The 22807-nt window shown below is 63.2% G+C and carries 20 protein-coding genes; 10 read left to right on the forward strand and 10 right to left on the reverse strand.

Going from position 1 to position 22807, the window contains the following annotated elements:
* Positions 1-37 precede the first annotated feature (37 nt).
* From IHQ72_RS16760 to IHQ72_RS16770, 3 genes are all read right to left on the reverse strand, one after another.
* Complete coding sequence (locus tag IHQ72_RS16760) at positions 38-1687, reverse strand: thiamine pyrophosphate-binding protein (RefSeq protein ID WP_258123447.1); 1650 nt, start codon at positions 1685-1687, stop codon at positions 38-40.
* On the reverse strand, positions 1684-2859 hold the full coding sequence (locus IHQ72_RS16765) for a CaiB/BaiF CoA transferase family protein (RefSeq protein WP_258123448.1): 1176 nt from the start codon (positions 2857-2859) through the stop codon (positions 1684-1686). The genes IHQ72_RS16760 and IHQ72_RS16765 overlap by 4 nt, the downstream gene beginning before the upstream one ends.
* Before the next feature lie 96 nt (positions 2860-2955).
* Positions 2956-3891, reverse strand: coding sequence for an alpha/beta fold hydrolase (locus IHQ72_RS16770; RefSeq protein WP_258123449.1), 936 nt, complete (start codon positions 3889-3891; stop codon positions 2956-2958).
* A gap of 195 nt (positions 3892-4086) precedes the next feature.
* Between IHQ72_RS16770 and IHQ72_RS16775 the strand changes: the two genes are divergently transcribed.
* The 5 genes from IHQ72_RS16775 to IHQ72_RS16795 all read left to right on the forward strand — a co-directional run bounded on the left by IHQ72_RS16775 (position 4087) and on the right by IHQ72_RS16795 (position 9857).
* Positions 4087-5106: a ribonuclease T2 family protein gene (locus tag IHQ72_RS16775; RefSeq protein ID WP_441338648.1), complete on the forward strand. Its 1020-nt coding sequence runs from the start codon at positions 4087-4089 to the stop codon at positions 5104-5106.
* Positions 5107-5313: 207 nt separating this feature from the next.
* Complete coding sequence (ettA, locus tag IHQ72_RS16780) at positions 5314-6963, forward strand: energy-dependent translational throttle protein EttA (RefSeq protein WP_258123451.1); 1650 nt, start codon at positions 5314-5316, stop codon at positions 6961-6963.
* Between the two features lie 45 nt (positions 6964-7008).
* Positions 7009-7779 carry a trans-aconitate 2-methyltransferase gene (tam, locus tag IHQ72_RS16785; RefSeq protein WP_258123452.1) on the forward strand — a complete coding sequence of 257 codons (771 nt, stop codon included), beginning with the start codon at positions 7009-7011 and terminating at the stop codon, positions 7777-7779.
* Between the two features lie 193 nt (positions 7780-7972).
* A complete protein-coding gene (locus IHQ72_RS16790) occupies positions 7973-9094 on the forward strand; it encodes a beta-ketoacyl-ACP synthase III (RefSeq protein WP_258123453.1) in 1122 nt (373 codons plus the stop codon).
* A gap of 145 nt (positions 9095-9239) precedes the next feature.
* Entirely contained in the window at positions 9240-9857 is a 618-nt protein-coding gene (locus IHQ72_RS16795; RefSeq protein ID WP_258123454.1) for an MOSC domain-containing protein, read from the forward strand.
* 13 nt (positions 9858-9870) lie between these two features.
* On the opposite strand, the gene IHQ72_RS16800 is transcribed toward IHQ72_RS16795, so the two are convergent.
* The 3 genes from IHQ72_RS16800 to tsaA all read right to left on the reverse strand — a co-directional run bounded on the left by IHQ72_RS16800 (position 9871) and on the right by tsaA (position 11768).
* Positions 9871-10830, reverse strand: coding sequence for an aminotransferase class IV (locus tag IHQ72_RS16800; protein ID WP_258123455.1), 960 nt, complete (start codon positions 10828-10830; stop codon positions 9871-9873).
* Between the two features lie 108 nt (positions 10831-10938).
* A complete protein-coding gene (locus IHQ72_RS16805) occupies positions 10939-11250 on the reverse strand; it encodes a DUF2293 domain-containing protein (RefSeq protein WP_258123456.1) in 312 nt (103 codons plus the stop codon).
* Positions 11247-11768 carry a tRNA (N6-threonylcarbamoyladenosine(37)-N6)-methyltransferase TrmO gene (gene tsaA, locus IHQ72_RS16810; RefSeq protein WP_258123457.1) on the reverse strand — a complete coding sequence of 174 codons (522 nt, stop codon included), beginning with the start codon at positions 11766-11768 and terminating at the stop codon, positions 11247-11249. The genes IHQ72_RS16805 and tsaA overlap by 4 nt, the downstream gene beginning before the upstream one ends.
* A 144-nt stretch (positions 11769-11912) precedes the next feature.
* Here tsaA and IHQ72_RS16815 point away from each other — a divergent pair, with 144 nt between their 5' ends.
* Together IHQ72_RS16815 and metF are read left to right on the forward strand one after the other, a co-directional pair.
* Complete coding sequence (locus IHQ72_RS16815; RefSeq protein WP_192363051.1) at positions 11913-12935, forward strand: ArsR/SmtB family transcription factor; 1023 nt, start codon at positions 11913-11915, stop codon at positions 12933-12935.
* A complete protein-coding gene (metF, locus tag IHQ72_RS16820; RefSeq protein ID WP_258123458.1) occupies positions 12935-13852 on the forward strand; it encodes a methylenetetrahydrofolate reductase [NAD(P)H] in 918 nt (305 codons plus the stop codon). The genes IHQ72_RS16815 and metF overlap by 1 nt, the downstream gene beginning before the upstream one ends.
* A gap of 529 nt (positions 13853-14381) precedes the next feature.
* Here metF and IHQ72_RS16825 read toward each other — a convergent pair.
* Positions 14382-15299, reverse strand: a complete 918-nt coding sequence (locus tag IHQ72_RS16825; RefSeq protein ID WP_258123459.1) for a DMT family transporter — start codon at positions 15297-15299, stop codon at positions 14382-14384.
* A 217-nt stretch (positions 15300-15516) separates the two neighbouring features.
* On the opposite strand from IHQ72_RS16825, the gene IHQ72_RS16830 reads away from it, so the two are divergent.
* The gene (locus IHQ72_RS16830) at positions 15517-16737 is read left to right on the forward strand and encodes an alanine racemase (protein ID WP_077383117.1); all 1221 of its coding nucleotides are present in this window, start codon (positions 15517-15519) and stop codon (positions 16735-16737) included.
* A 153-nt stretch (positions 16738-16890) separates the two neighbouring features.
* Positions 16891-18438 (forward strand): acyl-CoA synthetase, encoded by a 1548-nt coding sequence (locus IHQ72_RS16835; RefSeq protein WP_258123460.1) that lies wholly within the window; start codon positions 16891-16893, stop codon positions 18436-18438.
* A gap of 189 nt (positions 18439-18627) precedes the next feature.
* On the opposite strand, the gene IHQ72_RS16840 is transcribed toward IHQ72_RS16835, so the two are convergent.
* Positions 18628-19359 carry an SDR family oxidoreductase gene (locus IHQ72_RS16840; protein ID WP_258123461.1) on the reverse strand — a complete coding sequence of 244 codons (732 nt, stop codon included), beginning with the start codon at positions 19357-19359 and terminating at the stop codon, positions 18628-18630.
* A gap of 131 nt (positions 19360-19490) precedes the next feature.
* On the opposite strand from IHQ72_RS16840, the gene IHQ72_RS16845 reads away from it, so the two are divergent.
* The gene (locus IHQ72_RS16845) at positions 19491-20384 is read left to right on the forward strand and encodes a LysR family transcriptional regulator (RefSeq protein WP_258123462.1); all 894 of its coding nucleotides are present in this window, start codon (positions 19491-19493) and stop codon (positions 20382-20384) included.
* A gap of 93 nt (positions 20385-20477) precedes the next feature.
* Here the strand turns inward: IHQ72_RS16845 and IHQ72_RS16850 are convergent, their stop codons facing one another.
* Both IHQ72_RS16850 and IHQ72_RS16855 read right to left on the reverse strand, forming a co-directional pair.
* Positions 20478-21659 (reverse strand): lytic murein transglycosylase, encoded by a 1182-nt coding sequence (locus IHQ72_RS16850; protein ID WP_258123463.1) that lies wholly within the window; start codon positions 21657-21659, stop codon positions 20478-20480.
* 79 nt (positions 21660-21738) lie between these two features.
* Positions 21739-22530 (reverse strand): glycoside hydrolase family 25 protein, encoded by a 792-nt coding sequence (locus tag IHQ72_RS16855; RefSeq protein ID WP_258123464.1) that lies wholly within the window; start codon positions 22528-22530, stop codon positions 21739-21741.
* Between the last annotated feature and the right edge of the window lie 277 nt (positions 22531-22807).

Below are 22807 nucleotides of genomic sequence, written 5' to 3' on the forward strand. Positions count from 1 at the left end.
GAGGGGCGCGAAGGAACTCGGCCTATGCCTCTGGCACTCAGGACCTGTCTCTTATCTGGGTCATCGTCCGGGTCGGCGTGATGGCCTCGGGATCGAGCCTGATCTCGACAATCGACGGCTTGCCGCTGGCACGCGCGCGTTCGAAGGCCGGCGCGAAGTCGGCCGTCTTCTCGACCGTCTCGCCATGGCCGCCATAGGCGCGGGCGAGAGCCGCGAAGTCGGGATTCTTTAGGTCGGTGGCGACGACACGGCCCGGATACTCGCGTTCCTGATGCATGCGGATGGTGCCGTAGATGCCGTTGTTGACGACGACGACGATGATCGGCAGATCGTACTGCACCGCGGTGGCGAACTCCTGCCCGTTCATCAGGAAGCAGCCGTCGCCGGCAAAGGCGATCACGTCGCGCTCGGGAAACAATTCCTTGGCGGCGACCGCTGCCGGCGTGCCGTAGCCCATCGAGCCGGAGGTTGGCGCTGCCTGCGTGGCAAATCGGCGGGAACGGTGGAAGCGGTGCACCCACGTCGCGTAGTTGCCGGCGCCGTTGGTGAGGATCGCGTCGTCGGGCAGCATTTTTTCGAGATAGTTCATGATCGGCCCCATCTGGACAGGGCCGGGGCCGCTTTCGGGTGGTGTCGACCAGTCGAGATAGGCTGCGTGCAGCTTCGGTGTTTCATCAGCCCATGCCGGCGTGGCAGCTGGCTTGCGCCCGGCAAAGGCTTCGACGAAAGCGGACGGCGAGGCGTTGATCGCCAGCGTCGGCCGATAGACACGGCCGAGCTCGCCTGCGTCGGCATGGACATGGACCAGCGTCTGGTCGGGGTAGGGGCTCTTGAGCAGCGTGTAGTCGGAGGATGGCATCTCGCCCATGCGGCCGCCGACGAGCAGCACGAGGTCGGCCTGCTTGATGGCGGTGGCCAGCTTCGGGTTGATGCCGATGCCGACATCGCCGGCGTAGTTCGGGTGGAGATGATCGAACAGCATCTGGCGGCGAAAGGAGCAGCCGACTGGCAGCGACCAGGCTTCGGCGATCGTCCGCATTTGCGCGACGGCCGCCGCATCCCAGCGCGTGCCGCCGAGGATCACGAAGGGGCGCTTTGCCTTGCCGAGCAGCTTTTCCAGCGCATCGATCTCGGCCTCGCCCGGCCGCGTTTCGACCGGCGTGTGGGGCAGGGCTTCCGGCGCTTCGGCCAAGCTGGTCAGCATGTCTTCCGGCAGCGAGATGACGACCGGGCCGGGACGGCCGGACGTCGCCACCGCGAAGGCGCGGGTGACGAATTCGGGGATGCGCGCGGCGTCGTCGATCTCGACCACCCATTTGGCGATATCGCCGAAGAACCTGACGTAGTCGACCTCCTGGAAGGCCTCGCGCTGCTTGGCGTGGCTGGCGACCTGGCCGATGAACAGGATGACGGGAACCGAATCCTGCATGGCAATGTGGATGCCGGCCGAGGCGTTGGTGGCGCCGGGGCCGCGGGTGACGAAGCAGATGCCGGGCTTGCCGGTCAGGCGACCATGGCAGTCGGCCATCATCGCAGCACCGCCCTCCTGGCGGCAGACGATGGTGCGGATCGGCGAGTCGTGCAGCGCGTCGAGCACCGCAAGGTAGGATTCGCCGGGCACGCAATAGATACGGTCCGTTCCGTTGGCTTCGAGCGCATCGACGATCAGTTGTCCGCCGGTCTTCATTTTCCTGACCTCTCCAGTTCGGCAAGGATTTCTTTGGTGTGTTCGCCGAGGCGCGGCGAGGGCCGCTCATAGAACAACGGCGTGCCCGACATGATCATTGGCGCGCGCACCGAGGGCAACAGATTGCCATGGCCGTCGTCGAGGTCGAGCCGCATGCCGCGCGCGATGGTCTGCGGGTCGGCGAACATCTCGCCGATCGTGTTGATCGGGCTGGCAGGCACGCTTGCCGCCTCCAGCTTGGCCAGCAGCGGATCGCGATCGAAGGTCTTCAGCGCCTCGATTATATGCTCGCGCAGCGTCGCCCGGTTGGCGACCCGGGCGGGATTGGTGGCGAAATCGGGGTTCGATGGCAGGTCGTCCAATCCGACGGCGGCGCAGAATTTGGCGAACTGGCCGTCATTGCCGATCGCCAGGATGATGTGGCCGTCCTTCACCGGCACCACTTCGTAGGGCGCGATGTTCATATGCGCATTGCCCATCTGCACCGGCGATTTTCCCGAGACCAGATAGTTGAGGTTCTGGTTGCCGAGCGCCGAGATCTGGCTGTCGTAGAGCGCCATGTCGATATGCTGGCCTTCGCCGGTCTTCTCGGCGTGGCGAAGTGCGGCCTGGATGGCAATGACCGAATAGAGGCCGGTGAAAATGTCCGATATGGCGACACCGGCTTTTTGCGGCTCGCGGCCGGCTTCGCCGGTGATCGACATCATGCCGGCCATGCCCTGGATGATGAAGTCATAGCCGGCGCGCGGCGCATACGGCCCGTCCTGGCCGAAGCCGGTGATCGAGCAATAGATCAGCCGCGGGTTGATTTTGCGCAAGCTGTCATAGTCGAGGCCATATTTCTTCAGGCCGCCGAGCTTGAAGTTCTCGATCAGCACATCTGATGTCGCGACCAGCTGGCGTACGGTCTCGGTACCTTCGGGCGTCGAGAAATCGATGGCGATGGAGCGCTTTCCGCGATTGCAGGAATGGTAGTAGGCGGCCGAAAGGTTTTCGCCGTCATGGCTCATGACGAAGGGCGGACCCCATTTGCGGGTGTCGTCGCCGCCATCAGGGCTCTCGACCTTGATCACGTCGGCGCCGAGATCGGCAAGCAACTGCCCAGCCCACGGCCCGGCCAGGATGCGGGCGAGTTCGATTACTCGGATGCCTTTCAGCGGAGGCTCGGTCATGGATCACCGTGATTGATCGGGAACGCAGCCTGTATCAATCCCACGTGCTGCTGTCACGGTTCTTGCAATGGGCCAACCCGACCATGCCAATGTCGATCACGCTTGTTTCAGCACCCTATCGGCCCATGCGGCGAAATCGTTCATGATGATATCTCGATTCACCTCGTTCAGGCTTTCATGGCGGGTCTCGACGTAAACCTTTGAAACGAGATTCGAAAAGCCCATCCTGTACAGGCGGCCGGCGAGCTGGCCGACCGCCTTGCCGCCGTCGGTGGCGGGGTCCTTTTCGCCGCCGACCAGGCAGATCGGAAGGGCCTTGCGGACGCCGGAAAAATTGGCGTCGTCGGCACCGTCGAAGACAAAGCCGAACAGGTCGCGCCACATCGACACGGATGCATCCCAGCCGCACAGCGGATCGGCGATGTATTTGTCGACTTCGGCTGCGTCGCGCGACAGCCAGTCGAACGGCGTCCGGCGATCGGGGACGGCCTTGCCCCAGGCCTGGAAGGTCAGTCTCGGCAGCATGCGCGACGGCATGTCGGAGCCGAGCCGGAATTTTTCCCAGGCCAGGATCATTTGTGCGGCACGGCCGGCGAGCCCGGCGGAAAAATTGGCGTTCCAGATGGCGGCGGCGTGCAGCCGGTTCGAATGGTGAAGCATGAAATTCAGGGCTACGAGGCCGCCCATGGAATGGCCGAAGACGATGACCGGCAGGCCGGGATGGTCACCGGCGATCAGGTCGTGCACCGCCGCGATATCGGCGATGACCTTGGTGCCGCCATCCGATTGAGCGAACTGGCCGAGTGGCGCATCTGGCGCCTTGGTGGCGCCGTGGCCGCGATGGTCATGGGCGTAGACGTGGTAGCCGCGCTCACCCAGAAAGGTAGCGAAGCGGACATAGCGCGCCGCGTGTTCGGCCAGACCGTGATTAATCTGGACGACTGCGAGCGAGCGGCCCTCGGCGCGTTTCACATAAAGGTTGAGCTCGGCACCGGTCGGCGATCGGAGCACGCGCTTTTGGCTGAATGACATTGTCGCTTCGTCTCCAACGCGCCTTGTACGCCTGCGAACGTTTGTGTGCGCCGACGCCGGTTTTGCGTCAATCCGTGATTCCGCAGCGCAGTTCTTGCGCCGCAACGCGGGGTATCGCAATTCTGACATGGAGAATTTGTTACCGAGAGAGGGCGGCAGTCTGTTGCCGCAGCAGTTTTCGGCCGGGGTACTTTTATGCATATGCGGACAGGTCTTGTTTTCGGATTGGCGCTTGCCGCCGCGTCGCCGACAGGTGCTGCGTGGGCCGAGGTGAAGTTGAGCGGCTCCTTCGTGGCCGACGCCACCTGTCCAGCGACGCAGGCCATCAAGAGCGGCAAGAATCCCGGCAACATCTCGACAGATGCGGGACAGAGCTACGAACTTCTGGCCGGCAACAAGGATGCTCCCACGCACTATCTGATCCTCGTACCCGGGGCCGATCCGGAGCGCCGCTGGGTGAAGGTCGATTGCGGCCATGTTTCGGGCGCGTCAACGATGCCGACAGCACCCGCGCCGGCCGACCGGGAGAAGTCTGCTGCGCCCGCTTCGGGAAAACCCGAATATGTCCTCGCGCTGAGCTGGCAGCCGGCCTTTTGCGAAACCAAGCCCGGCAAGACCGAATGCAAGGCACAGACTGCGGCCGGTTTTGACGCGACGCATTTCACCTTGCATGGGCTGTGGCCGCAGCCGAACGGAAATTTCTATTGCCTGGTGGCAGCGGCCGATAAGGCGAACGACAATCCGGCGCACTGGCAGGACCTGCCGCCGGTCGAACTCGAGCCGAACACGCGGTCGGAGCTCGATCAGGTGATGCCGGGCACTGCATCCGATCTCGACAGGCATGAGTGGATCAAGCATGGCACCTGTTACGGCAAGAGCCAGCAAGAGTATTTTTCCGATGCGCTGAACCTGACGCGCGCGGTGAATGCTTCACCGGTGCGTGATCTTTTCACGCAAAAAATTGGCCGGGTTCTGACCTCCGACCAGATCCGCGCCGCCTTCGACAGTGCTTTCGGTCCCGGCGCGGGCGAGCGGGTTCGCGTCTCCTGTTTGAACGACCGTTCGAGCGGCAGGCGGCTGATCGGCGAACTGACGCTCGGCCTGGCCGGCCCGATCGGCCCGAACTCTGCGCTCAGTAAGCTGTTGCTGGCGTCGGCGCCGACGAACGATGCCGGTTGTCCGAAAGGCACCATCGATCCGATCGAGTTCCAGTGACACGCCGTGCCGGGCGGGATGCCTACGCGCCGATGCCGCGTCCCACCTGGAGATGCCGGCGCTGACGGTGATGTCAAACCGGCTGGTGGGTGCCTTGACCGCATGTCAAAAATGCCAAAACAGTTTGCCGTTCGGCGCGGCATCGCCTACATAGCGCGCAACTTCCATTCAATCCGACATCCAGTCGACTTTTCAGGGAAAGCGCGCGTGGCACGCCAGTTCATCTATCACATGGCCGGCCTCAACAAGGCCTATGGCACCAAGAAGGTGCTCGAGAACATTCACCTCTCCTTCTACCCCGACGCCAAGATCGGCATCCTCGGCCCGAACGGCGCCGGCAAGTCGACCATCCTCAAGATCATGGCCGGCATCGACAAGGAGTGGAGCGGCGAGGCATGGCTGGCCGAAGGCGCCACCGTCGGTTATCTGGCGCAAGAGCCGGCACTCGATGCGAACAAGACCGTGTTCGAGAACGTCATGGAAGGCGTCGCCGCCAAGACCGCGATCATCGAGCGCTACAACGAATTGATGATGAACTATTCCGACGAGACGGCCGACGAGTCGGCCAAGCTCCAGGACGAGATGGACCGGCTGAACCTGTGGGATCTCGAACAGCAGGTCGAGATGGCGATGGAAGCGCTCGGCTGTCCGCCCAAGGAAGCCGATGTCACCAAGCTGTCGGGCGGCGAGCGCCGCCGCGTCGCGCTTTGCCAGCTCCTGCTGCGCCAGCCCGACCTTCTGCTGCTCGACGAGCCGACCAACCATCTCGACGCCGAGACGACGGCGTGGCTGGAAAAGCATTTGCGCGCCTATCCGGGCGCGGTGATGATCATCACCCACGATCGCTACTTCCTCGACAACGTCACCGGCTGGATCCTCGAGCTCGACCGTGGCCGCGGCATTCCCTATGAGGGCAACTACACCAAATATCTCGAAGCCAAGGCCAAGCGGCTCAAGCAGGAGGGCCGCGAGGACGATGCGCGCCAGCGGGCGATCGGCCGCGAGCGCGAGTGGATACAGTCCAGCCCGAAAGCCCGGCAGACCAAGTCGAAAGCGCGCATCCAGGCGTTCCAGGATCTGCTGGATGCGGCCGACAAGCGGCGTCCGAGCGACACGCAAATCGTCGTTCCGCATGGCGAGCGGCTCGGCAATGTGGTGATCGAGGTCGAGGGCCTGTCGAAGGGCTTTGGCGACACGCTGTTGATCGACGATCTCGAATTCAAGCTGCCGCCCGGCGGCATCGTCGGCGTCATCGGCCCGAACGGCGCCGGCAAGACGACGCTGTTCCGCATGATCACTGGCCAGGAAAAGCCGGATGCCGGCACGATCCGCGTCGGCGAGACGGTCAAGCTCGGTTACGTCGACCAGAGCCGCGACGCGCTCGACCCGACCAAGACCGTGTGGGAAGAAATCTCGGGCGGCGCGGAAGTGGTCAAGCTCGGCAAGTTCGAGGCCAACACCCGTGCCTATTGCGCGTCGTTCAATTTTCGTGGCGGCGATCAGCAGCAGAAGGTCGGCAATCTTTCCGGCGGTCAGCGCAACCGCGTCCATCTCGCCAAGATGCTGAAGACCGGCGGCAATGTGCTGCTGCTCGACGAACCGACTAACGATCTCGATACGGAAACGCTGGCCGCGCTCGAAGACGCGCTGGAAAACTTCGCCGGCTGCGCCGTCATCATCTCGCACGATCGCATGTTCCTCGACCGGCTGGCGACGCACATCCTGGCATTCGAGGGCGACAGCCATGTCGAATGGTTCGAGGGCAATTTCGAGGATTACGAGCAGGACAAAATCCGCCGGCTCGGCCCCGATGCCGTCAATCCGCACCGCATGACGTACAAGAGGTTGACGCGGTAGAGCTTTTTTAGGGCGGCGAATTCTCAAATGATCTGAGGAGCTGAAATGGCCGACTGGTCCGCCGCCCAATATCTCAAATTCGAGGACGAGCGCACGCGGCCGTCGCGCGACCTTGTCGCGCAGGTGCCGGTGGAGGCACCGCGCAGAGTGGTCGACATCGGTTGCGGGCCGGGCAATTCTACCGAATTGCTGGTCGAACGCTGGCCGAGCGCGCAGGTCAGCGGCTTCGACACCTCGCCTGACATGATCGAGAAGGCGAGGGCGCGTCTGCCTGTAGTAACCTTCGAACTGGCCGATGCGGCGGCGTGGCAGCCCGAACAGCCGGTCGACGTGATCTTTGCCAATGCGGTATTCCAGTGGCTGCCGGAGCATCCGGCGATCTTGCAGCGGCTGATGGGATTTTTGGCGCCCGCCGGCGCGCTTGCCGTGCAGATGCCCGACAATCTGGGCGAGCCGTCACACCGGCTGATGCGGGAGACGGCGGCCGAAATGCCGTTTGCCGAAAAGCTCGAGGGTGCTGCGCGCGGGTCGTTGCCGCCGGTATCGTTCTATTACGATCTTTTGTCGCCGTTCTCCGACCGGCTCGACATCTGGCACACCGCCTACAATCACCCGCTGGCCGATGCCGGGGCAATCGTCGAGTGGCTGAAGTCGACCGGACTGAAGCCGTTCCTCGATCCGCTCGACGAGGACGATCGGCGGCTTTTCCTCAAGCGCTACTCTGCCAGAATAACCGAAGCCTATTCGAAGACGGCAAACGGCAAGGTGCTGCTGCGTTTCCCGCGCCTGTTCATCGTCGCGCGGCGATCCGCTTAGAAACGGTAGCCACACAGAGAGGCAGTGCCTGGCGGCGCTTGATCCGCACCATTTTCGGCAACGCAAGGTTGTGGTCTTTTGCCTCAGGCACTTGATTTAAGCCGGCGTAAACACCCACCAGATACGAAAAACAGTTGCGCCCAACCTTCGCGGCGCCCAAATGAGAGCCGCAACGCCTGCGCATGGGGTGGAAATGCATCGCGTCATCATCAGCGGCATCGGCGTTGAAATCCCCGAGCCTTCGATCACCAATGAAGAACTGGTCGACAGCTTCAATGCCTGGGTCGACACGGAGAATGTCCGCCGCGAGGCTTCGGGCGAGACGCTGCTGCAGAAGTCGGACAGTGCCTTCATCGTCCATGCTTCGGGCGTACAGACCCGCCATGTGATCGAGCGGGAAGGCATTCTCGACCCGACCCGCATGGCGCCGCGCATTCCGGCGCGGCCCGACGATGCGCTGTCGCAGGAGGCTGAGTTCGGCATCGCGTCGGCCAGGAAAGCGCTCGACCATGCCGGCCTGGAGCCTGGGGATATCGACCTGGTGATCTGCTCGGCCTCGCATCACCAGCGGCCCTATCCGGCGATCGCCATCGAGATGCAGCAGGCGATGGGCACGAAGGGCGCCGGCTTCGACATGGGCCTTGGCTGCTCGTCGGCGGCGGCGGCATTGCATATTGCGGTCAATCTGGTGCGGGCTGGCGCTCACAGGCGCGTGCTGGTGACGACGCCCGAGATCATCACCGGCCATCTCAACTTCCGCGACCGGCAGACGCATTTCATCTTCGGCGATGCTTCGGTCTCGATGGTCGTGGAGGGGCTTGCCCAGGGCGATAAGCGGCCGGGGCGCTTCGAGGTGCTCGACACGCGCACCTGGACGCAGATGTCCAACAACATTCGCACCAATCTTGGCTACTACACGCGCACCGCCCAGGACGATCCTTATATGATCAATCTGGAAGGCAATCTGATCAAGCAGGTCGGCAACAAGGTGTTCAAGGAAGTCACCGTCGCCGGGCACAAGTTCATCGTCGAGTTCCTGGCCGAGCACGGGCTGACGCCGCAAGCGATCCGGCGCTTCTGGCTGCATCAGGCCAATGCCCGGATGAACGCCATGATCCTGAAGCTGTCGTTCGGCCACGAGGTCGGCCATGACCGCGCGCCGATGGTGCTGGAGCGCCTCGGCAACACCGCCGGCGCCGGCGCGATCGTCGCCCTGTCGGAGAACCACGCCGACATGAAGGCCGGCGACTACGGCCTGCTCTGCGCCTTCGGCGCCGGCTATTCGATTGGCGGGGCGCTATTGCGCATGCTCTGATCTACTTTGGCGCGAACGGCACCAGCATTAGCGGGCGCCGGTATGTAATCGCATCAGTCTGCTTGATTGGAGTATCAGTGCTTTAGACTGGACCTGATGAGCTCACTGCGGCTAATTGCTTGGCATCACGCACGGAGCGAAGCCTATGCTGGATCTGTTCCCCGAGACCGAAAACCCGGTCGAAATCATCCCGGCGCGGAAGCTTGCCGCGCAGGTGGCAGCGGTTTACGTCGCGCCATCGGATCATTTCGAGACACGCGCGGTGGATGAATTGCGGCTCGGCTTCGACGGCATTGACGGCGATTTCCACGCCGGTGCGACGCGGCGCTCCGGCGGGCGCGAGCCCTGGTATCCACGCGGCACCGAGATGCGCAACGAGCGGCAGCTGTCTGTTGTGGCGGCGGACGAGCTGGCGATCGTCGCCCAGCGGATGGGCATCGCCGAGATCAAGCCGGAGTGGATCGGCGCCAATCTGTTGATCGAAGGCCTGCCGCATTTCTCCATGCTGCCGTCCGGCACGCTGCTGTTCTTCAGGGGAGGCGTCACCATCAAGGTCGACGCGCAGAACGGACCTTGCCGCATCGCCGGGCGCTTGGTCGCCGAAAATGCCGGAATGGCCGACCATGCGACCGGCGCGCTGCTGTTCCCGAAGGCGGCAAAGCGGTTGCGCGGCCTCGTCGCCTGGGTCGAAAAACCAGGCCGCATCACGACCGGCGAGGAGATTTCGGTGCGTGTGCCCGAGCAGTGGATTTACCGGGCCTGAGGCCAGGGATGGGTCAGGGATAGCGCACCGGGCTGGACCAGACCGGGTCTTCGTGCTTTTGCCAGTAGATCGCCATGAGGCGCTTGGTAATCGCGCCGACCTTGCCGTCCGCGACCGGAATACCGTCGATCATCGTCACCGGCATGATGCCGCCGGCGGTCGAGGTGATGAAGACCTCGTCGGACCGACGCAGCGCAGCGACGCTGACATCGGCCGCTGCAACGGCAAGCCCTGCCTCCGCGCAGAGATCGAAGACGGTGCGACGGGTGATGCCGGGCAGCACGCCGGCAGCCGGCGTCGACAGTTTACCGTCATCCACGCAAAAGACGTTGAAGCCGGGGCCTTCCGCGACATTGCCGTTGAAATCGAGGAGCAGCGCGGTCTCGGCGCCGCGGTCATAGGCGTCGTAGAGGCCTCGCACCAGGTCGAGCCAATGATAGTTCTTGATCGCCGGGTCGATCGAAGCCGGTGGGATGCGCACCTTGTCGCTGATTGCCACATGCAGGCCGCGCTGCAATTGCTCGGCATTGGCGACCGAGCCGAAGGGAACGGCGAACGCCATGAAACGGTTGACCGCGTCGCGCGGGTCGCGGCTGAAGGTCGGCGAGGCGCCGCGCGTGCACAGCATCTCGACATAAGCGGCGCGATGACCCGACAGCGCCACGCAATTTTCGAGGATCTCGGCGACGCCATCGCGGCCGAACGGGATCGTCATGCGCAGCTTTTCCAGCCCGCCGAAGAAACGATCGAGATGGAGGTCGAGGCGGAAGAAGCGACCGTTCCAGACATGCACCGTGTCGTAGGTGGCGTCGGAATGCAGGAAGCCCCAATCCAGCACCGAGATCTTGGCTTGCGACATCGGTAGATATTGCCCGTCCAAGAAGGCAACCCCGTCCGGATAGGAGTGCGGGTCTATGTGGCGGGCGGAGAGCGAGGGCAGTGGTTCGGCCTGCGGATCGATCGAGTTGCTCATTACGTCCTCCGTCAGGTCGTTTTTCGCCGACCAGATGGCGGGATAGAGCGGCACGGCGGGTGGTACAAGACACAGGCTGGTCCTGCCGCTGGGCCATTGAGGAACTTGTTACTCTTCCTCCTCGTCATCGAGCAGACGCGTGGCGCGCCAGCGGGTCAGCACGCTGTTGGTCTGTTCCATGACGAAGAAGCGCGCCGAGTCCCGGTCGTAGCCTTCGGCCAGCAGTTTTTCGTAGTCGGTGTGCACGTGACGGATATGGGCGATGGTCGCCAGCCACACCGCGATCGTCGGCGGCAAGCTCTTCATATGCACCGCGCCGGCGTCGGCGCGGATCTTTTCCATGTCGGCATAGGGCGCCAGCGGCAAGAGCGCTGTCAGCGCCTTGGCGATGGCGCGGCGGCGGCCGGTCGGCGCGCTCAACGCACAACCTGTCCGGGCTCGTCCCGTCCGGCAATGGTTGCGTCGGCAAAGGCATCGGTCGAGGCGAAATAAGGCTTGATATCGATGACCGGCGTGCCGTCGAGCACGTCGATGGCATCGAGATCGATACGGCCCGTGTCGATGTCGAGGGCGACGAGCCTGGCGATATGCAACCCGACCGGGTTCGGCCGGGCCGGGGAGCGCAGCGAAAAAACGCCTTTCGGTTCAGCTGCATGGCGGGGTTTCTGAACAATCATGGTCCGCGGCGCGTGGTGCAGCCAGGACAGGATGATGACGTGGCTGGCGCGCTCCAAGCCAAGCAAGCCGTCACGATAGCGCTGATCGATCGTGAGAACCGCCTGCTGTCCCGTTTCCCGCGCGGCTTTCATGTTCTTGGGGCAAGTTTCCCGCGCGGTCCAGGGCGAGGCGATGCGGCCGATGAAGACGACATGGCCGTCCGGCGGCATATCGGCCGGATCGGTTTCCAGAAGCCTTTCGCCGCTGCGCGTCTCGAACATGGTTTTTCGCCCCGATCCTGCTTCCGGCTTTGCGCGATCCGTCACGCATGCGCCATTTTCTTGTCCGGAAGCGACATAGCACTTGCAAGGCTATCAAAATCGACATAAACATATGTTTATATCTTTTTCAAAGAGAATGCCCGCATGCATGTCGCTCTCGACACCATGGTAGATACATTGAAGGCGGCGGCCGAATCCAGCCGGTTGCGCATCCTGGCGTTGCTGTCGCGCGGCGACCTGACCGTCTCCGATCTCACCGAAATCCTCGGCCAGTCGCAGCCGCGAGTCTCGCGCCACCTGAAGCTGCTGCTGGAGGCGGGGTTGATCGGCCGCTATCAGGAGGGCTCATGGGCCTTCTTCCGGCTGTCGGATTCGGATGCGGCGCGGGATTTCGTGCTGCGGCTGGTGTCCGGCATCCGGGGTGCCGATCCGCAGGTCGAGCGTGACCTCGAGCGGTTGGCAGCGGTCAAGCGCAAGCGGCAGGATCGCGCCGCCGAATATTTTTCCGTAAATGCTGCAAGCTGGGACCACATCCGCTCGCTGCATGTGCCGGACCGCGCCGTGGAGGCGGCGCTGCTCAAGCTCGTCGGCAAGCGGCCGTTCCAGTCGATGCTCGATCTCGGCACCGGCACCGGGCGGCTGCTCGAGATCTTTTCGCCGCTCTACCGGCGCGGCATCGGCATCGACATGTCGCGCGAGATGCTGACGGTGGCGCGCGCCAATCTCGACAAAGCCGGCATTTCGAATGCGCAGGTGCGCCAGGGCGATATTTTTGCGCCACCGGTCGAGCGCGACGCCTTCGATCTCGTCACCATCCACCAGGTGCTACACTACCTCGACGATCCCGCCCGCGCCATCCGCGAGGCAGCAAGGCTGCTGCGCCCGGCAGGCCGGCTGGTGATCGTCGATTTCGCTCCGCACGCGCTGGAATTCCTGCGCGACGTGCACGCGCATGTGCGGCTCGGCTTTTCCGACCGGCAGATCACCGAGTGGTTTTCCGAGGCCGGGCTCGATCTCGAGGACAGCCAGGAATTCGAGCCGCGCGGCGGCAACGAGGCCAGGCTCACCGTCAAACTGTGGCTCGGCCGTGACCAGCGCATGCTGATCGCCGATCCTTCCAACCACGCACAACCGGCCAATGCCTATCCGATAGGGGAAACCGCCTGATGAACCAGTTCCGCTTTTCCCGCCGCCCTGACATTGGCGACAAGGTCAGAGTTTCGTTCGAGTTCTTCCCCCCGAAGAGCGACGAGATGGAAGCACGGCTGTGGGACACCGTCACCCGGCTGCAGCCGCTCAAGCCGAAATTCGTCTCCGTCACCTATGGCGCGGGCGGCTCGACGCGCGAGCGCACGGCGCGGACGGTCAAGCGCATCCTCAACGAAACGGCGCTGACGCCGGCGGCGCACATGACGTGCGTCGATGCGGCGCGTCACGAGGTCGATGAAGTGATTCAGGAATTCGCCGATATGGGTGTCACCCGCTTCGTCGCCTTGCGCGGCGATCCGGCCGAGGGCGTCGGCGCCGCCTACCGTCCGCATCCGGACGGCTATGCCAATGGCGCCGAACTGGTGGGGGCGCTGAAAGGTGTCGGCGATTTCGACATCTCGGTCTCCGCCTATCCGGAAAAGCATCCGGAGAGTCCGGATTTCGCCACCGACATCGACATGCTGAAGCGCAAGGTCGACAATGGCGCGACACGGGCGATCACCCAGTTCTTCTTCGACAATGATCTCTACGAGCGCTATGTCGAGCGGGCACGGCGGGCCGGAATCTACATACCGATCGTGCCGGGCATACTGCCGGTCCACAATTTCACCCAGGTTGCCAATTTCTCGGCGCGCTGCGGCGCGCTGGTGCCGGCGTGGATGGCCGAGCGCTTCGACGGGCTGCAGACGGACCCGCAGACGCATGCGCTGGTGGCGTCCGCGGTGGCGGCCGAGCAGGTGCTGGACCTTGTCGAGCGCGGCGTTGGCGATTTCCATTTCTACACGATGAACCGGGCCGATCTCGTCTTCGCCGTCTGCCACATGATCGGCATCCGCTCGCATGAGGTTGAAGCTGCGGGGTCTGCTGCGGCGTAAGTCTCGGCCGAGTCTCTGGAAATGCAAAAAAGGCCGGGTAAAAACCCGGCCTTTTCAATGACTTGGACTATTCGGTGCTGATCTTCCGTTGCTTTGGCGGGTCTACGGAAGAAAGCCCATAATCAGGGCTCCGATGAATGCAAACGCAGCACAGATCATCAATGCGTTGATTGGCCTCGTGAGTCCCACGTCATAGCCTCCTCTTAAAGAGCTATGGCCAGAGTCTAGGGTCATTTGTGCCACAGGCAAGCGGAAAATATGCTGCAATGCGACGACATTGTGGAATTTACGAGCGGCCATTTGCCGTTAGGTATTGAAACTCTTCGGCAAAATCCCGCTTCGACCTGTGCATAAAATGTGACGAAGCTGGGGCAAGAATGCATATGACAGCGCTACCGCCGCCGAGAATCGGAATCGATTTTCGAGTCGATGCGAAGATTCAACGAGTTAGAGCGTCGTTTGCGCGTTATCGCAAAACCGCTGCGCACCCTCGGTTCAAGCCCGAGGGCGTGCTTTTGGGCGACATGCATTAACGTCGGCCGAACAGGCGGCCGTCGATGGTGACGAGGCCGAGCGCGATCAGCGCCATGCCGCCGAGCTCGAACAATTCGAGCCGCTCGCCCAGGAACAGGCAGCCGAGCAGGATGGCGCTGGCCGGCACGATCAGCGTGACCAGCGAGGCGTTGGTGGCGCCGGCCGAGGCGACGAGGTTGAAATAGAGAATGTAGGCGAAGGCGGTGGACAGCAGGGCCAGCGCCAACACCGCTGCCCAGACCGGCGACGAGGCCGAAAACAGGTTGGCAGTGCCGTGGCCAAGCAGCACGATCGGGATCATGATGATGGTCGAGGCGGTCAATTGTCCAGTGGCGATGATCGGTGACGGCACACCCTTGAAGCGCCGGGCGATCATCAGGGCCACCGCATAGGACAGCGAGGCGCCGACCAGCGCGAATTTCGCCCAGACCGGCCCGCCCAGCCCGGCAAGCAGGCCCGGACCGATCATCACCGCAGTGCCGACGATGCCGAGCGCGATCCCGGCAAGCTTGTTCCAGGAGAGTTTTTCGTCTGATGTCAACGCGTTGGCGAGGATCAACGTCCAGAACGGCGTCGTCGAATTGAGCACCGAGGCGACACCGGCGCCAAGCTCGGTCTGGCCGGCAAAGATCAGCGAGAACGGAATGACGTTGTTGACGAGCGCCAGCAGAAAGAACAGGCCGGCTTGCGGCAAGGCGAGGCGGAAGGACGGACCGCGCAGGCCGAGATAGAGATGCAGCGCCAGCGCCGCGATGGCGACGCGAAACAGCACCAGCACCAGCGGCGGAACCTCGGCAACCGCAATGCGGGCGAAGAAGAACGAGCCACCCCAAATCGCACCGAGCAGCAGAAGCTGCGCCCAGTCTTTCAAGACCATGGGGCCGCGCATTGCCGTCGTCGTTGTGACTGCCATGGATAATCCTCCCGGATGGCTCTGAATGCCAAGTCGATCAGGCGTCTGTTCAGGCCATATCCTGTTCGACGGCAAGGGCCACCCGAAACCAGATCAGTGGGCTAGCATTCCATCATCTGCCGTAGCGCCGCAGCGTCAGGGGTGCGAGACACAGAATTGTTTTCATTCCCGCATAGGTTGGATTAATTGTGCGCAGTCTAAGCCAAGGGATTCGTCCATGCAGCAATTCGAAAATGCGCGCGAAGCGGCGCTGGCGCTTCGCCCGGACGATCCGATCTATTGCTTTCGCCCGCAGGTGCTGAAGGCGGACGCCAGGCAGTTCATGGGCATGTTTCCCGGCAAGACCGCCTATGCGGTCAAGACCAACGGCGAGCAGATCGTGCTGAAGGCGCTGGTCGAGGCCGGCGTCGGCGCTTTCGACGTGGCCTCGCCCGGCGAATTCGCCGCCGTGCGCGCGGTCTCGCCGGACGCCGAGATGCTCTACATGCATCCGGTCAAGGCACAGTCGGACATCAAGCTGGCGCTGGAGAAATATGGCATCCGGGTCATCTCGCTCGACCACGAGGACGAGATCACCAAGCTGACCCGCGTGGTGCGGGCGCTCGATATCGATCCGGGTGCGATCACCGTGTTTGTGCGCATCCAGACGAAAGGATCGGCCGCCTACGAACTGTCGAAGAAGTTCGGCGCCGGCCCGGCCAATGCGGTCGATCTGGCCGAACGGCTGAACCGGACCGGCTACAAGGTCGGCTTGTGCTTTCATGTCGGCAGCCAGATCGAGGATCCCGACACTTATGAGCGGGCGCTGGCCTCGGCCGACTGGGTGCGCAACCGCGTCAGCTTCGACATTGCCGGCCTCGACGTCGGTGGCGGTTTTCCCGCCGAATACGGCCATGATCCCAACCGCAAGCAGATCGAAATGCCGTCGCTCGGCCAGATCATGTCGCGGCTGTCGGGCGACCTCAAGGAATACCAGTTCGACCAGATGCCGCTGGTGGCGGAGCCGGGCAGGGTGATCGTGGCGCGCTGCCTGTCGCTGATCGTGCGCGTGCTGCTGCGCAAGGGCAAGCGGCTCTACATCAATGACGGCATCTGGGCGTCGCTGTCGGATTCATGGACCGGCAAGATCACGCTGCCGGCGCGCTTCATTCCAGACCCGGCGATCCGCTCGCGCAATGGCGAGGAGAAGACCATCGTGCCATTCAAGGTCTGCGGCGCGACCTGCGATTCCGTCGACATCCTGTCGCGGCCGTTCTGGCTGCCGGAAACGGTCGATACCGGCGACTGGATCGAGATCGGCCATATCGGCGCCTATTCGCTGTCGCTGAGGACCCGGTTCAACGGCTTTTATCCCGACACCTTTGTCGAGGTGACGACGCCGTTCGACGAAGGCGACGCGCCGCAGGGGTTCGCCAGCCTGGAGACAATGGCGGATTAGTTAGTTCGTGAACTCATAAACCGGCACGGCCAGCCGCGTACGGAAGTCTGCTTTCGATTTGAAGATGCTTCTTCTTCACGACTGCCCCATGTCGCGGAAGTGCTAAATGCAGACACGTTGTCGAACCTAAGCCCATGTGCAACATAGACCAGAATGTCCACATGCCACAATGACTGGATCGCTCATCACGCCGCCCGTCGGCCGGAGGCGGTCGCGACGGTAAATCTGGAAGACGGCCGCCGCCTCACCTACCGCGTGTTTGATCAGCGCATCGCGACCCTGGCGCGGCATCTGCAGGAGACCTGCGCCGTCTCGCCCGGCGTGCGCGTAGCGCTGCTGGCGCACAATTCGACCGACACGTTTGAGCTACAATTCGCCTGCTTCCGCCTCGGCGCCATTTTTGTCCCGCTCAACTGGCGGCTGGCGCTTCCCGAACTGGACGCCATCATCGCCGATTGCACGCCCGCTGTGCTCATCTACGACCCCGAGTTTGGCGATGTTGCCGATGAGCTGACGCGCCGCCACGGCATCGTGCATCGCCTGCTGCGCGGTCCTGAGGAGAGCCCCTACGAGCGCGCCATCGCCGCGGCGCAGCCGCTCGCAGCGCCGCACCGGCTCATGCATGACGACGTCTGCACGATACTCTACACCTCCGGCACGACAGGCGTGGCCAAGGGCTCCATCGCGACCCACGGCATGAACTTCTGGAATGCAGTGAACTGCATTGGCGTGGCCGTGCTGTCGCCGCAGACCGTGCTGCTCTGCGTCCTGCCATTATTTCATGCGGCTGGCCTCAACATCTACGCAAATCCCACCTTCTATGCCGGCGGCACCGTCGCGGTGACACGGCGCTTCGATGCCGGCGAGGCGTTGCGGCAGCTGGCCGATCCCATGCTTGGTGTGACGCATCTGCACGGCGTGCCGGCGCACTACCAGGCCATGGCGGCGCACGCGGATTTCGCCGCGGCTGACCTCTCCCACGTCGTGGGTGCCTTCGTCGGCGCGGCACCCGTTCCCGTCCCGCTCCTCGAAACCTGGCGGCGCAAAGGTGTAGTACTCAGACAGAACTACGGCATGACCGAGACAGGTCCGCTGATCCTCAATCTCGAGGCGGCGGATGCTGCGCGCAAGGTGGACTCGGCCGGCAAGCCCGTCATGCACGTCGAAGTGCGCGTGGTGGCCGATGCGGCGCGCGATGCCGCCCCGGGCGAGGTCGGCGAACTCTGGGTCCGTGGTCCCGCCGTCACGCGGGGCTATTGGAACCAGCCGGAAGCGACGCGCGCCGCCTTCGCCGAGGGCGGCTGGTTGCGCACCGGCGATGCCGTGCGGGTCGACGAGGAGGGTTTTGTCACGATCGTCGATCGCTGGAAGGACATGTACGTCTCCGGTGGCGAGAACGTCTATCCGGCCGAAGTCGAAAATGTTCTCTACAGCCATCCTGAGGTGGCCGAGGCGGCAGTGATAGGTGTGCCCGATTCGCGCTGGGGCGAGGTGGGCTGCGCCATCGTAGTGAGAAAGAATGGTGCGGCGGTCACAGAGGCCGAGCTGCTGGCACACTGCGCCACCGCCTTGGCGCGCTACAAGGTCCCGCGCACGGCGATGTTCGTGGAAGCTCTGCCCCGCAGCGCGGTCGGCAAAGTGCATAAGCCTACGCTGCGGCACCAGTTCCGAAGTTCTGTCTCTGGGAATTCGCAAACATAGCGCGATCATTCTCCCGGTCGAAATCGGTCGGACGTCCGCTCGGGGTCATTCTCGTTGATTCGGGCCTTGCGGCGAGTTTGAGTGCGGCGACATAGTTCTCGGGTTGCCGTAACCAGAGATCGATCTCGATCTCGGCTTTTGCCGTCGCACTGAACGACGTTGTGGGTTTGGGGCATAGGCTGCGGTCGGTCAGGCCACGCCGCCGCCGGCCTGGATGTTTTCGCCGGTCAGCCAGCGGGCCTCGTCGGAGGCGAGGAAAACCGCGACATCGGCAACGTCGCGCGGCGCTCCGATCCTGCCGAAGGGCGACATGCCGGCAGCCACAGCCCTGTCCCGCTCCGGAAGCAGGTCGGTGTCGGTAAAGCCCGGCGAAAGCGCATTCACGGTGACGGAGCGCGGTCCGAGCTCGCGAGAGAGGACGCGAACGAACTGCTCGACAGCTCCTTTGCTGCCGAGATAAAGGGCGGTCTGGGTGAAGAACATCTTGGTTCCACCGGTGGAAACCGCGATGATACGGCCACCGTCGCGCACGCGGCGCGCCGCTTCCTGAAGGGTGAAGAAGGTGCCTTTGGCATTGGCGCCGAAGACGTGGTCGAAGTCGGATTCGGTGGCCTCGACGAACGGCTTTATGACGGCGACGCCGACATTGGCGACAACGATGTCAATTGCCCCCATCTGCTTTTCGGTTTCGTCGAACAGCCGGCGGATGTCGGAAACGCTGGAGATATCGGCCTTAACGGCAAGAGCTTTTCCGCCATTCTCGCGGATGGCAGCAACGGCCTCCTGGGCGGCTTTCTCGTTGCCGACATAGTTGACGACCACGGCCGCCCCGTTTGCCGCGAGGCCCTCGGCGATGGCGCGGCCGATGCCGCGCGAACTGCCGGTCACGAGCGCGGTTTTGCCTTCAAGCGAATGATACATAGCTGCTGTCCTTTTCTCGTCCGGCTACGGCCGCTCCAAATCGAGCGTCGGTTCCATGTCGAAGTTAGGGGCATGCTATTGCTCAGATAATGGCCTATTATTGAACAGGCTTGTTAAGTCTGGGGTACATAATGCGCGGGACCGAGTTTTCCGAGCTGAAGGCGTTCGCAACGATCGTCGAGGAAGGCAGCTTTGTCCGCGCCGCGGCCAGGCTCAGGATTTCGCCGCCGGCGCTTAGCCAGACGATACGCGTGCTGGAAGATCGTGTCGGTGTCCGGCTGCTCAACCGTACGACCCGCAGCGTGTCGCCGACCGCAGCAGGCGAAACGCTGTTTGCACGCCTCGCACCGGCATTCAATGAACTCGAATGGGCTGTCGCCGACGCGCATGCATCACGCGATCGACCGGCAGGCTCGCTGCGCATCAATGTTCCACGCATCGCCGCCATGCGTTTCATCGTGCCCATCCTCGGCGATTTCCGCCGCGCCTATCCCGATATTGCCCTCACCATAATCGTCGACGACACGCTGACCGATATTGTCGAGGGACGATTCGATGCCGGAATCAGGCTTGGTGAGCGGCTGCATAAGGACATGGTGGCGGTGAAACTCAGCTACGAGTTGGAGATGGCTGCGGTGGCGGCGCCCAGCTATCTCGAGAATCACCCCATACCCCGCCACCCCGCCGACCTGCACCATCACCAATGCATCAATTTCCAATGGCCCGGCGGCCGCAACATCTATCGATGGGAGTTCGCGCGAGGCCAACGCGCTTTGGAAATAGCCGTGAACGGCGGTCTGACGGTCAACGATACGGATCTGATGATAAGGGCGGCCCTGGATGGGATCGGCGTGGCTTACATGCTGGATTACCAGGTTCGGCCGTGGATCGAAGCCGGCAAGCTCATCCGTTTTCTCGAAGCCTGGTCGCCCCGATTTCCGGGCTTTTACCTATATCATACGAGCTCCCGGCAGGTTCCGCCGGCCTTGCGTGTCTTCATCGACTTCCTGCTTGCCAGGCGGTGACGCCGCTCGGTGGAGGTGACGCGCCACAGGGGGTTGCCAGCCTGTGGCTGGGTGAGTTCTTCCCTTCTCCCCTTGTGGGAGAAGGAAGAGGAGCTACAGTTTCGCCAAAAGCTCCGGTGTCGGCCAGCCGTCGACCGGCAGGCCTAGCCGCATCTGCTCCTTGCGGATCGCCTCGCGGGTGTTGGTGCCGAGGATGCCGTCGACCGTTCCGACGTCATGGCCTTTGGCCTCGAGCTTTGTCTGCAATGCCCTCATCTGGTCGCCGTTGAGGCCGGGTTCGGGATTGCGCGGGTCGAATTGCGGCGCACCCGCCAGCCGCGCGGCGAGATTTGCCGCGGTCAGCGCATAGGTGAAGGACTGGTTCCACTCGAGGTAGACGTCGAAATTGTCATAGACGAGGAAGGCCGGCCCCTTGCGGCCCATGGGCAGCGCGAGGCCTGCCTTCAGGCCATTGTCGACAAGCGGCGTGCTGTTCGGGTTGGTGACACCCCACTGAGCCCACTGCGTCAGCGGCAGCCTGTTGGTGCGGCCAGTCTGGTCCCATGGCATGTCGTCGGGCACACGGACTTCCTCGATCCAGGGCTGGTCGCGTTTCCAGCCGCGCGACATGATCTTGTTGGCCGTGGTCATGATCACATCCGGCGCGCTGCTGCGCAGGTCGACCAGACCGTCGCCGTCGCCGTCGACGCCGCGGCCGAGATAGTCGGACGGCAGCATCTGCGTCTGGCCGATTTCCCCCGCCCAGGCGCCGGTGACATCGGCCGGCACGACGCCGCGATCGATGAGGGTCAGCAGCGGCGTGATCTGCGGGCGAAAGAGTTGCGGGCGGCGGCAGTCATGCGAGAGCGTGACCAGTGCGTTCAGGGTGTGGAAATCGCCCTGCACGGCGCCGAAATCGGTTTCCAGCGCCCAGAAGGCGGCGATGATCGGCGGCTGGACGCCGAATTCCTGGTCGGCGCGGGCAAAGACGTCGGCGTATTTTTTCAGATTGGCGGCGCCCTGCTTCAGCCGGTAGGCCGAGATCATCCGGTTCGAGAACTCGATGAAGGTCTGGGTAAAGACGCCCTGGGCGCGGTCGCGCGCCAGCACCTTTTTGTCGGCGGTGGCCTTTTCCAGCGCCTCAAGGCCGGCAGTGCCGACGCCGGCGTTCCTGGCCTCCGCCGCTACGCCCTGCTTCCATGCCTCGAAATCGCCGCCGCATTGCTGTGCCACCGCTGGCGTCGCCGCCGTAGCTGCCAGAAGCAGCGCCGCGAGAATTTCCAAGCGCAATCGCATCGCCTCCCCCAAGAAGATCACCAGCGGTTGCAAGCATCCTTCATTTGGCTGTGTCGAAAAGCAGGCGGCAGGCCCGGTGTCAACGGGTGTTCTGCCGCAGCCACTTGTTCCAGGCTGTTTCCGAGCCGTTGAAAACGTTGATATCGGCCTTGCCTGGGATGCCCGGCACAATACCCGTTCCGGTGTACTGCCAGAAGGTGAAGGGGTGGCTGCCGTATTTCTTGCGCGGGTGGCCGGCCACCGAACGCAGCCAATAGGGATAGTCGCGGAAAACCGACAGGCCGTTGTCGTCGAAGAAATCGATCGAAGTGTAGATGATCGGCTTCTTGCCGTAGTGGTTTTCGACGATTTCGAGGAATGTGCTCATCTCGCTGCGCACCGTGGCCGCATTGGGGCGCAGCTTGCAGGTCGGCGATTGCGGGTTCCATTCCATGTCGAGAACCGGCGGCATCGCCGAGCGGTCCTTGGGCACGTTCTGGATGAACCAGCGCGCCTGCGTGGCGGCCGGTGTGCAAAAATAGTAGAAATGATAGGCCGCGCGCGGGATTCCTGAAGCTTTCGTGCGGCTCCAATGCTCGTTGAAATACGCGTCGAAGCGATCGCCGCCTTCCGTCGCCTTGATGAAAACGAAGGAAATGCCGTTGGCCCTGGCCGCCGGCCAATCGACCGAGGTCTGGTATTTGGAGACGTCGGTGCCGTGAACGGCATAGCTCCACGGCGCGCCGCTGTCCCATTCATGCGGGTCGGAGTCGTCAAAACGGGGTGCGCGCACCGCAACGGTCGGGGCGCCCGGCAGCGACGGCGCAAGATCGTCGACGGTCGAGCAGGCGCCCAGCAGCGTCAGCAAGATGAAAGCCGCGAAACGGCGCATCGCTACTCCTGAACCGGTTTCAGCCGGCCGCTGATGGGTTGTTGTTGCAGGTGGTCCCTCGACCGTGCCCCCAAGCGATCGCCCCACAGGACCGCTCTATCTTTTAAAGTGCGCCGCTTCGGCGCGCCTTAATCTTTGTTATGCATGTCGTTATCCCAAAACCGCTGCGCACCCCCGGTTCGGGCCCGGGGGCATGCTTTTGGGTGACATGCATCAGTGCTCGCCGATCATGGTTGATATTCCGTTGATGGCGCTCGACCGAAACCACGATTTTGCC

The sequence above is a fragment of the Mesorhizobium onobrychidis genome (assembly GCF_024707545.1).
GTDB classification, from domain to species: domain Bacteria; phylum Pseudomonadota; class Alphaproteobacteria; order Rhizobiales; family Rhizobiaceae; genus Mesorhizobium; species Mesorhizobium onobrychidis.

Excerpts from the sequence above, each read along its gene's own strand:
- IHQ72_RS16760 (WP_258123447.1), bottom strand. The coding sequence starts at position 1,687 with ATGAAGACCGGCGGACAACTGATCGTCGATGCGCTCGAAGCCAACGGA.
- IHQ72_RS16765 (WP_258123448.1), bottom strand. The coding sequence starts at position 2,859 with ATGACCGAGCCTCCGCTGAAAGGCATCCGAGTAATCGAACTCGCCCGC.
- IHQ72_RS16770 (WP_258123449.1), bottom strand. The coding sequence starts at position 3,891 with ATGTCATTCAGCCAAAAGCGCGTGCTCCGATCGCCGACCGGTGCCGAG.
- IHQ72_RS16775 (WP_441338648.1), top strand. The coding sequence starts at position 4,087 with ATGCATATGCGGACAGGTCTTGTTTTCGGATTGGCGCTTGCCGCCGCG.
- tam (WP_258123452.1), top strand. The coding sequence starts at position 7,009 with ATGGCCGACTGGTCCGCCGCCCAATATCTCAAATTCGAGGACGAGCGC.
- IHQ72_RS16790 (WP_258123453.1), top strand. The coding sequence starts at position 7,973 with ATGCATCGCGTCATCATCAGCGGCATCGGCGTTGAAATCCCCGAGCCT.
- IHQ72_RS16795 (WP_258123454.1), top strand. The coding sequence starts at position 9,240 with ATGCTGGATCTGTTCCCCGAGACCGAAAACCCGGTCGAAATCATCCCG.
- IHQ72_RS16800 (WP_258123455.1), bottom strand. The coding sequence starts at position 10,830 with ATGAGCAACTCGATCGATCCGCAGGCCGAACCACTGCCCTCGCTCTCC.
- tsaA (WP_258123457.1), bottom strand. The coding sequence starts at position 11,768 with ATGTTCGAGACGCGCAGCGGCGAAAGGCTTCTGGAAACCGATCCGGCC.
- IHQ72_RS16815 (WP_192363051.1), top strand. The coding sequence starts at position 11,913 with ATGCATGTCGCTCTCGACACCATGGTAGATACATTGAAGGCGGCGGCC.
- metF (WP_258123458.1), top strand. The coding sequence starts at position 12,935 with ATGAACCAGTTCCGCTTTTCCCGCCGCCCTGACATTGGCGACAAGGTC.
- IHQ72_RS16825 (WP_258123459.1), bottom strand. The coding sequence starts at position 15,299 with ATGGCAGTCACAACGACGACGGCAATGCGCGGCCCCATGGTCTTGAAA.
- IHQ72_RS16830 (WP_077383117.1), top strand. The coding sequence starts at position 15,517 with ATGCAGCAATTCGAAAATGCGCGCGAAGCGGCGCTGGCGCTTCGCCCG.
- IHQ72_RS16835 (WP_258123460.1), top strand. The coding sequence starts at position 16,891 with ATGTCCACATGCCACAATGACTGGATCGCTCATCACGCCGCCCGTCGG.
- IHQ72_RS16840 (WP_258123461.1), bottom strand. The coding sequence starts at position 19,359 with ATGTATCATTCGCTTGAAGGCAAAACCGCGCTCGTGACCGGCAGTTCG.
- IHQ72_RS16845 (WP_258123462.1), top strand. The coding sequence starts at position 19,491 with ATGCGCGGGACCGAGTTTTCCGAGCTGAAGGCGTTCGCAACGATCGTC.
- IHQ72_RS16850 (WP_258123463.1), bottom strand. The coding sequence starts at position 21,659 with ATGCGATTGCGCTTGGAAATTCTCGCGGCGCTGCTTCTGGCAGCTACG.
- IHQ72_RS16855 (WP_258123464.1), bottom strand. The coding sequence starts at position 22,530 with ATGCGCCGTTTCGCGGCTTTCATCTTGCTGACGCTGCTGGGCGCCTGC.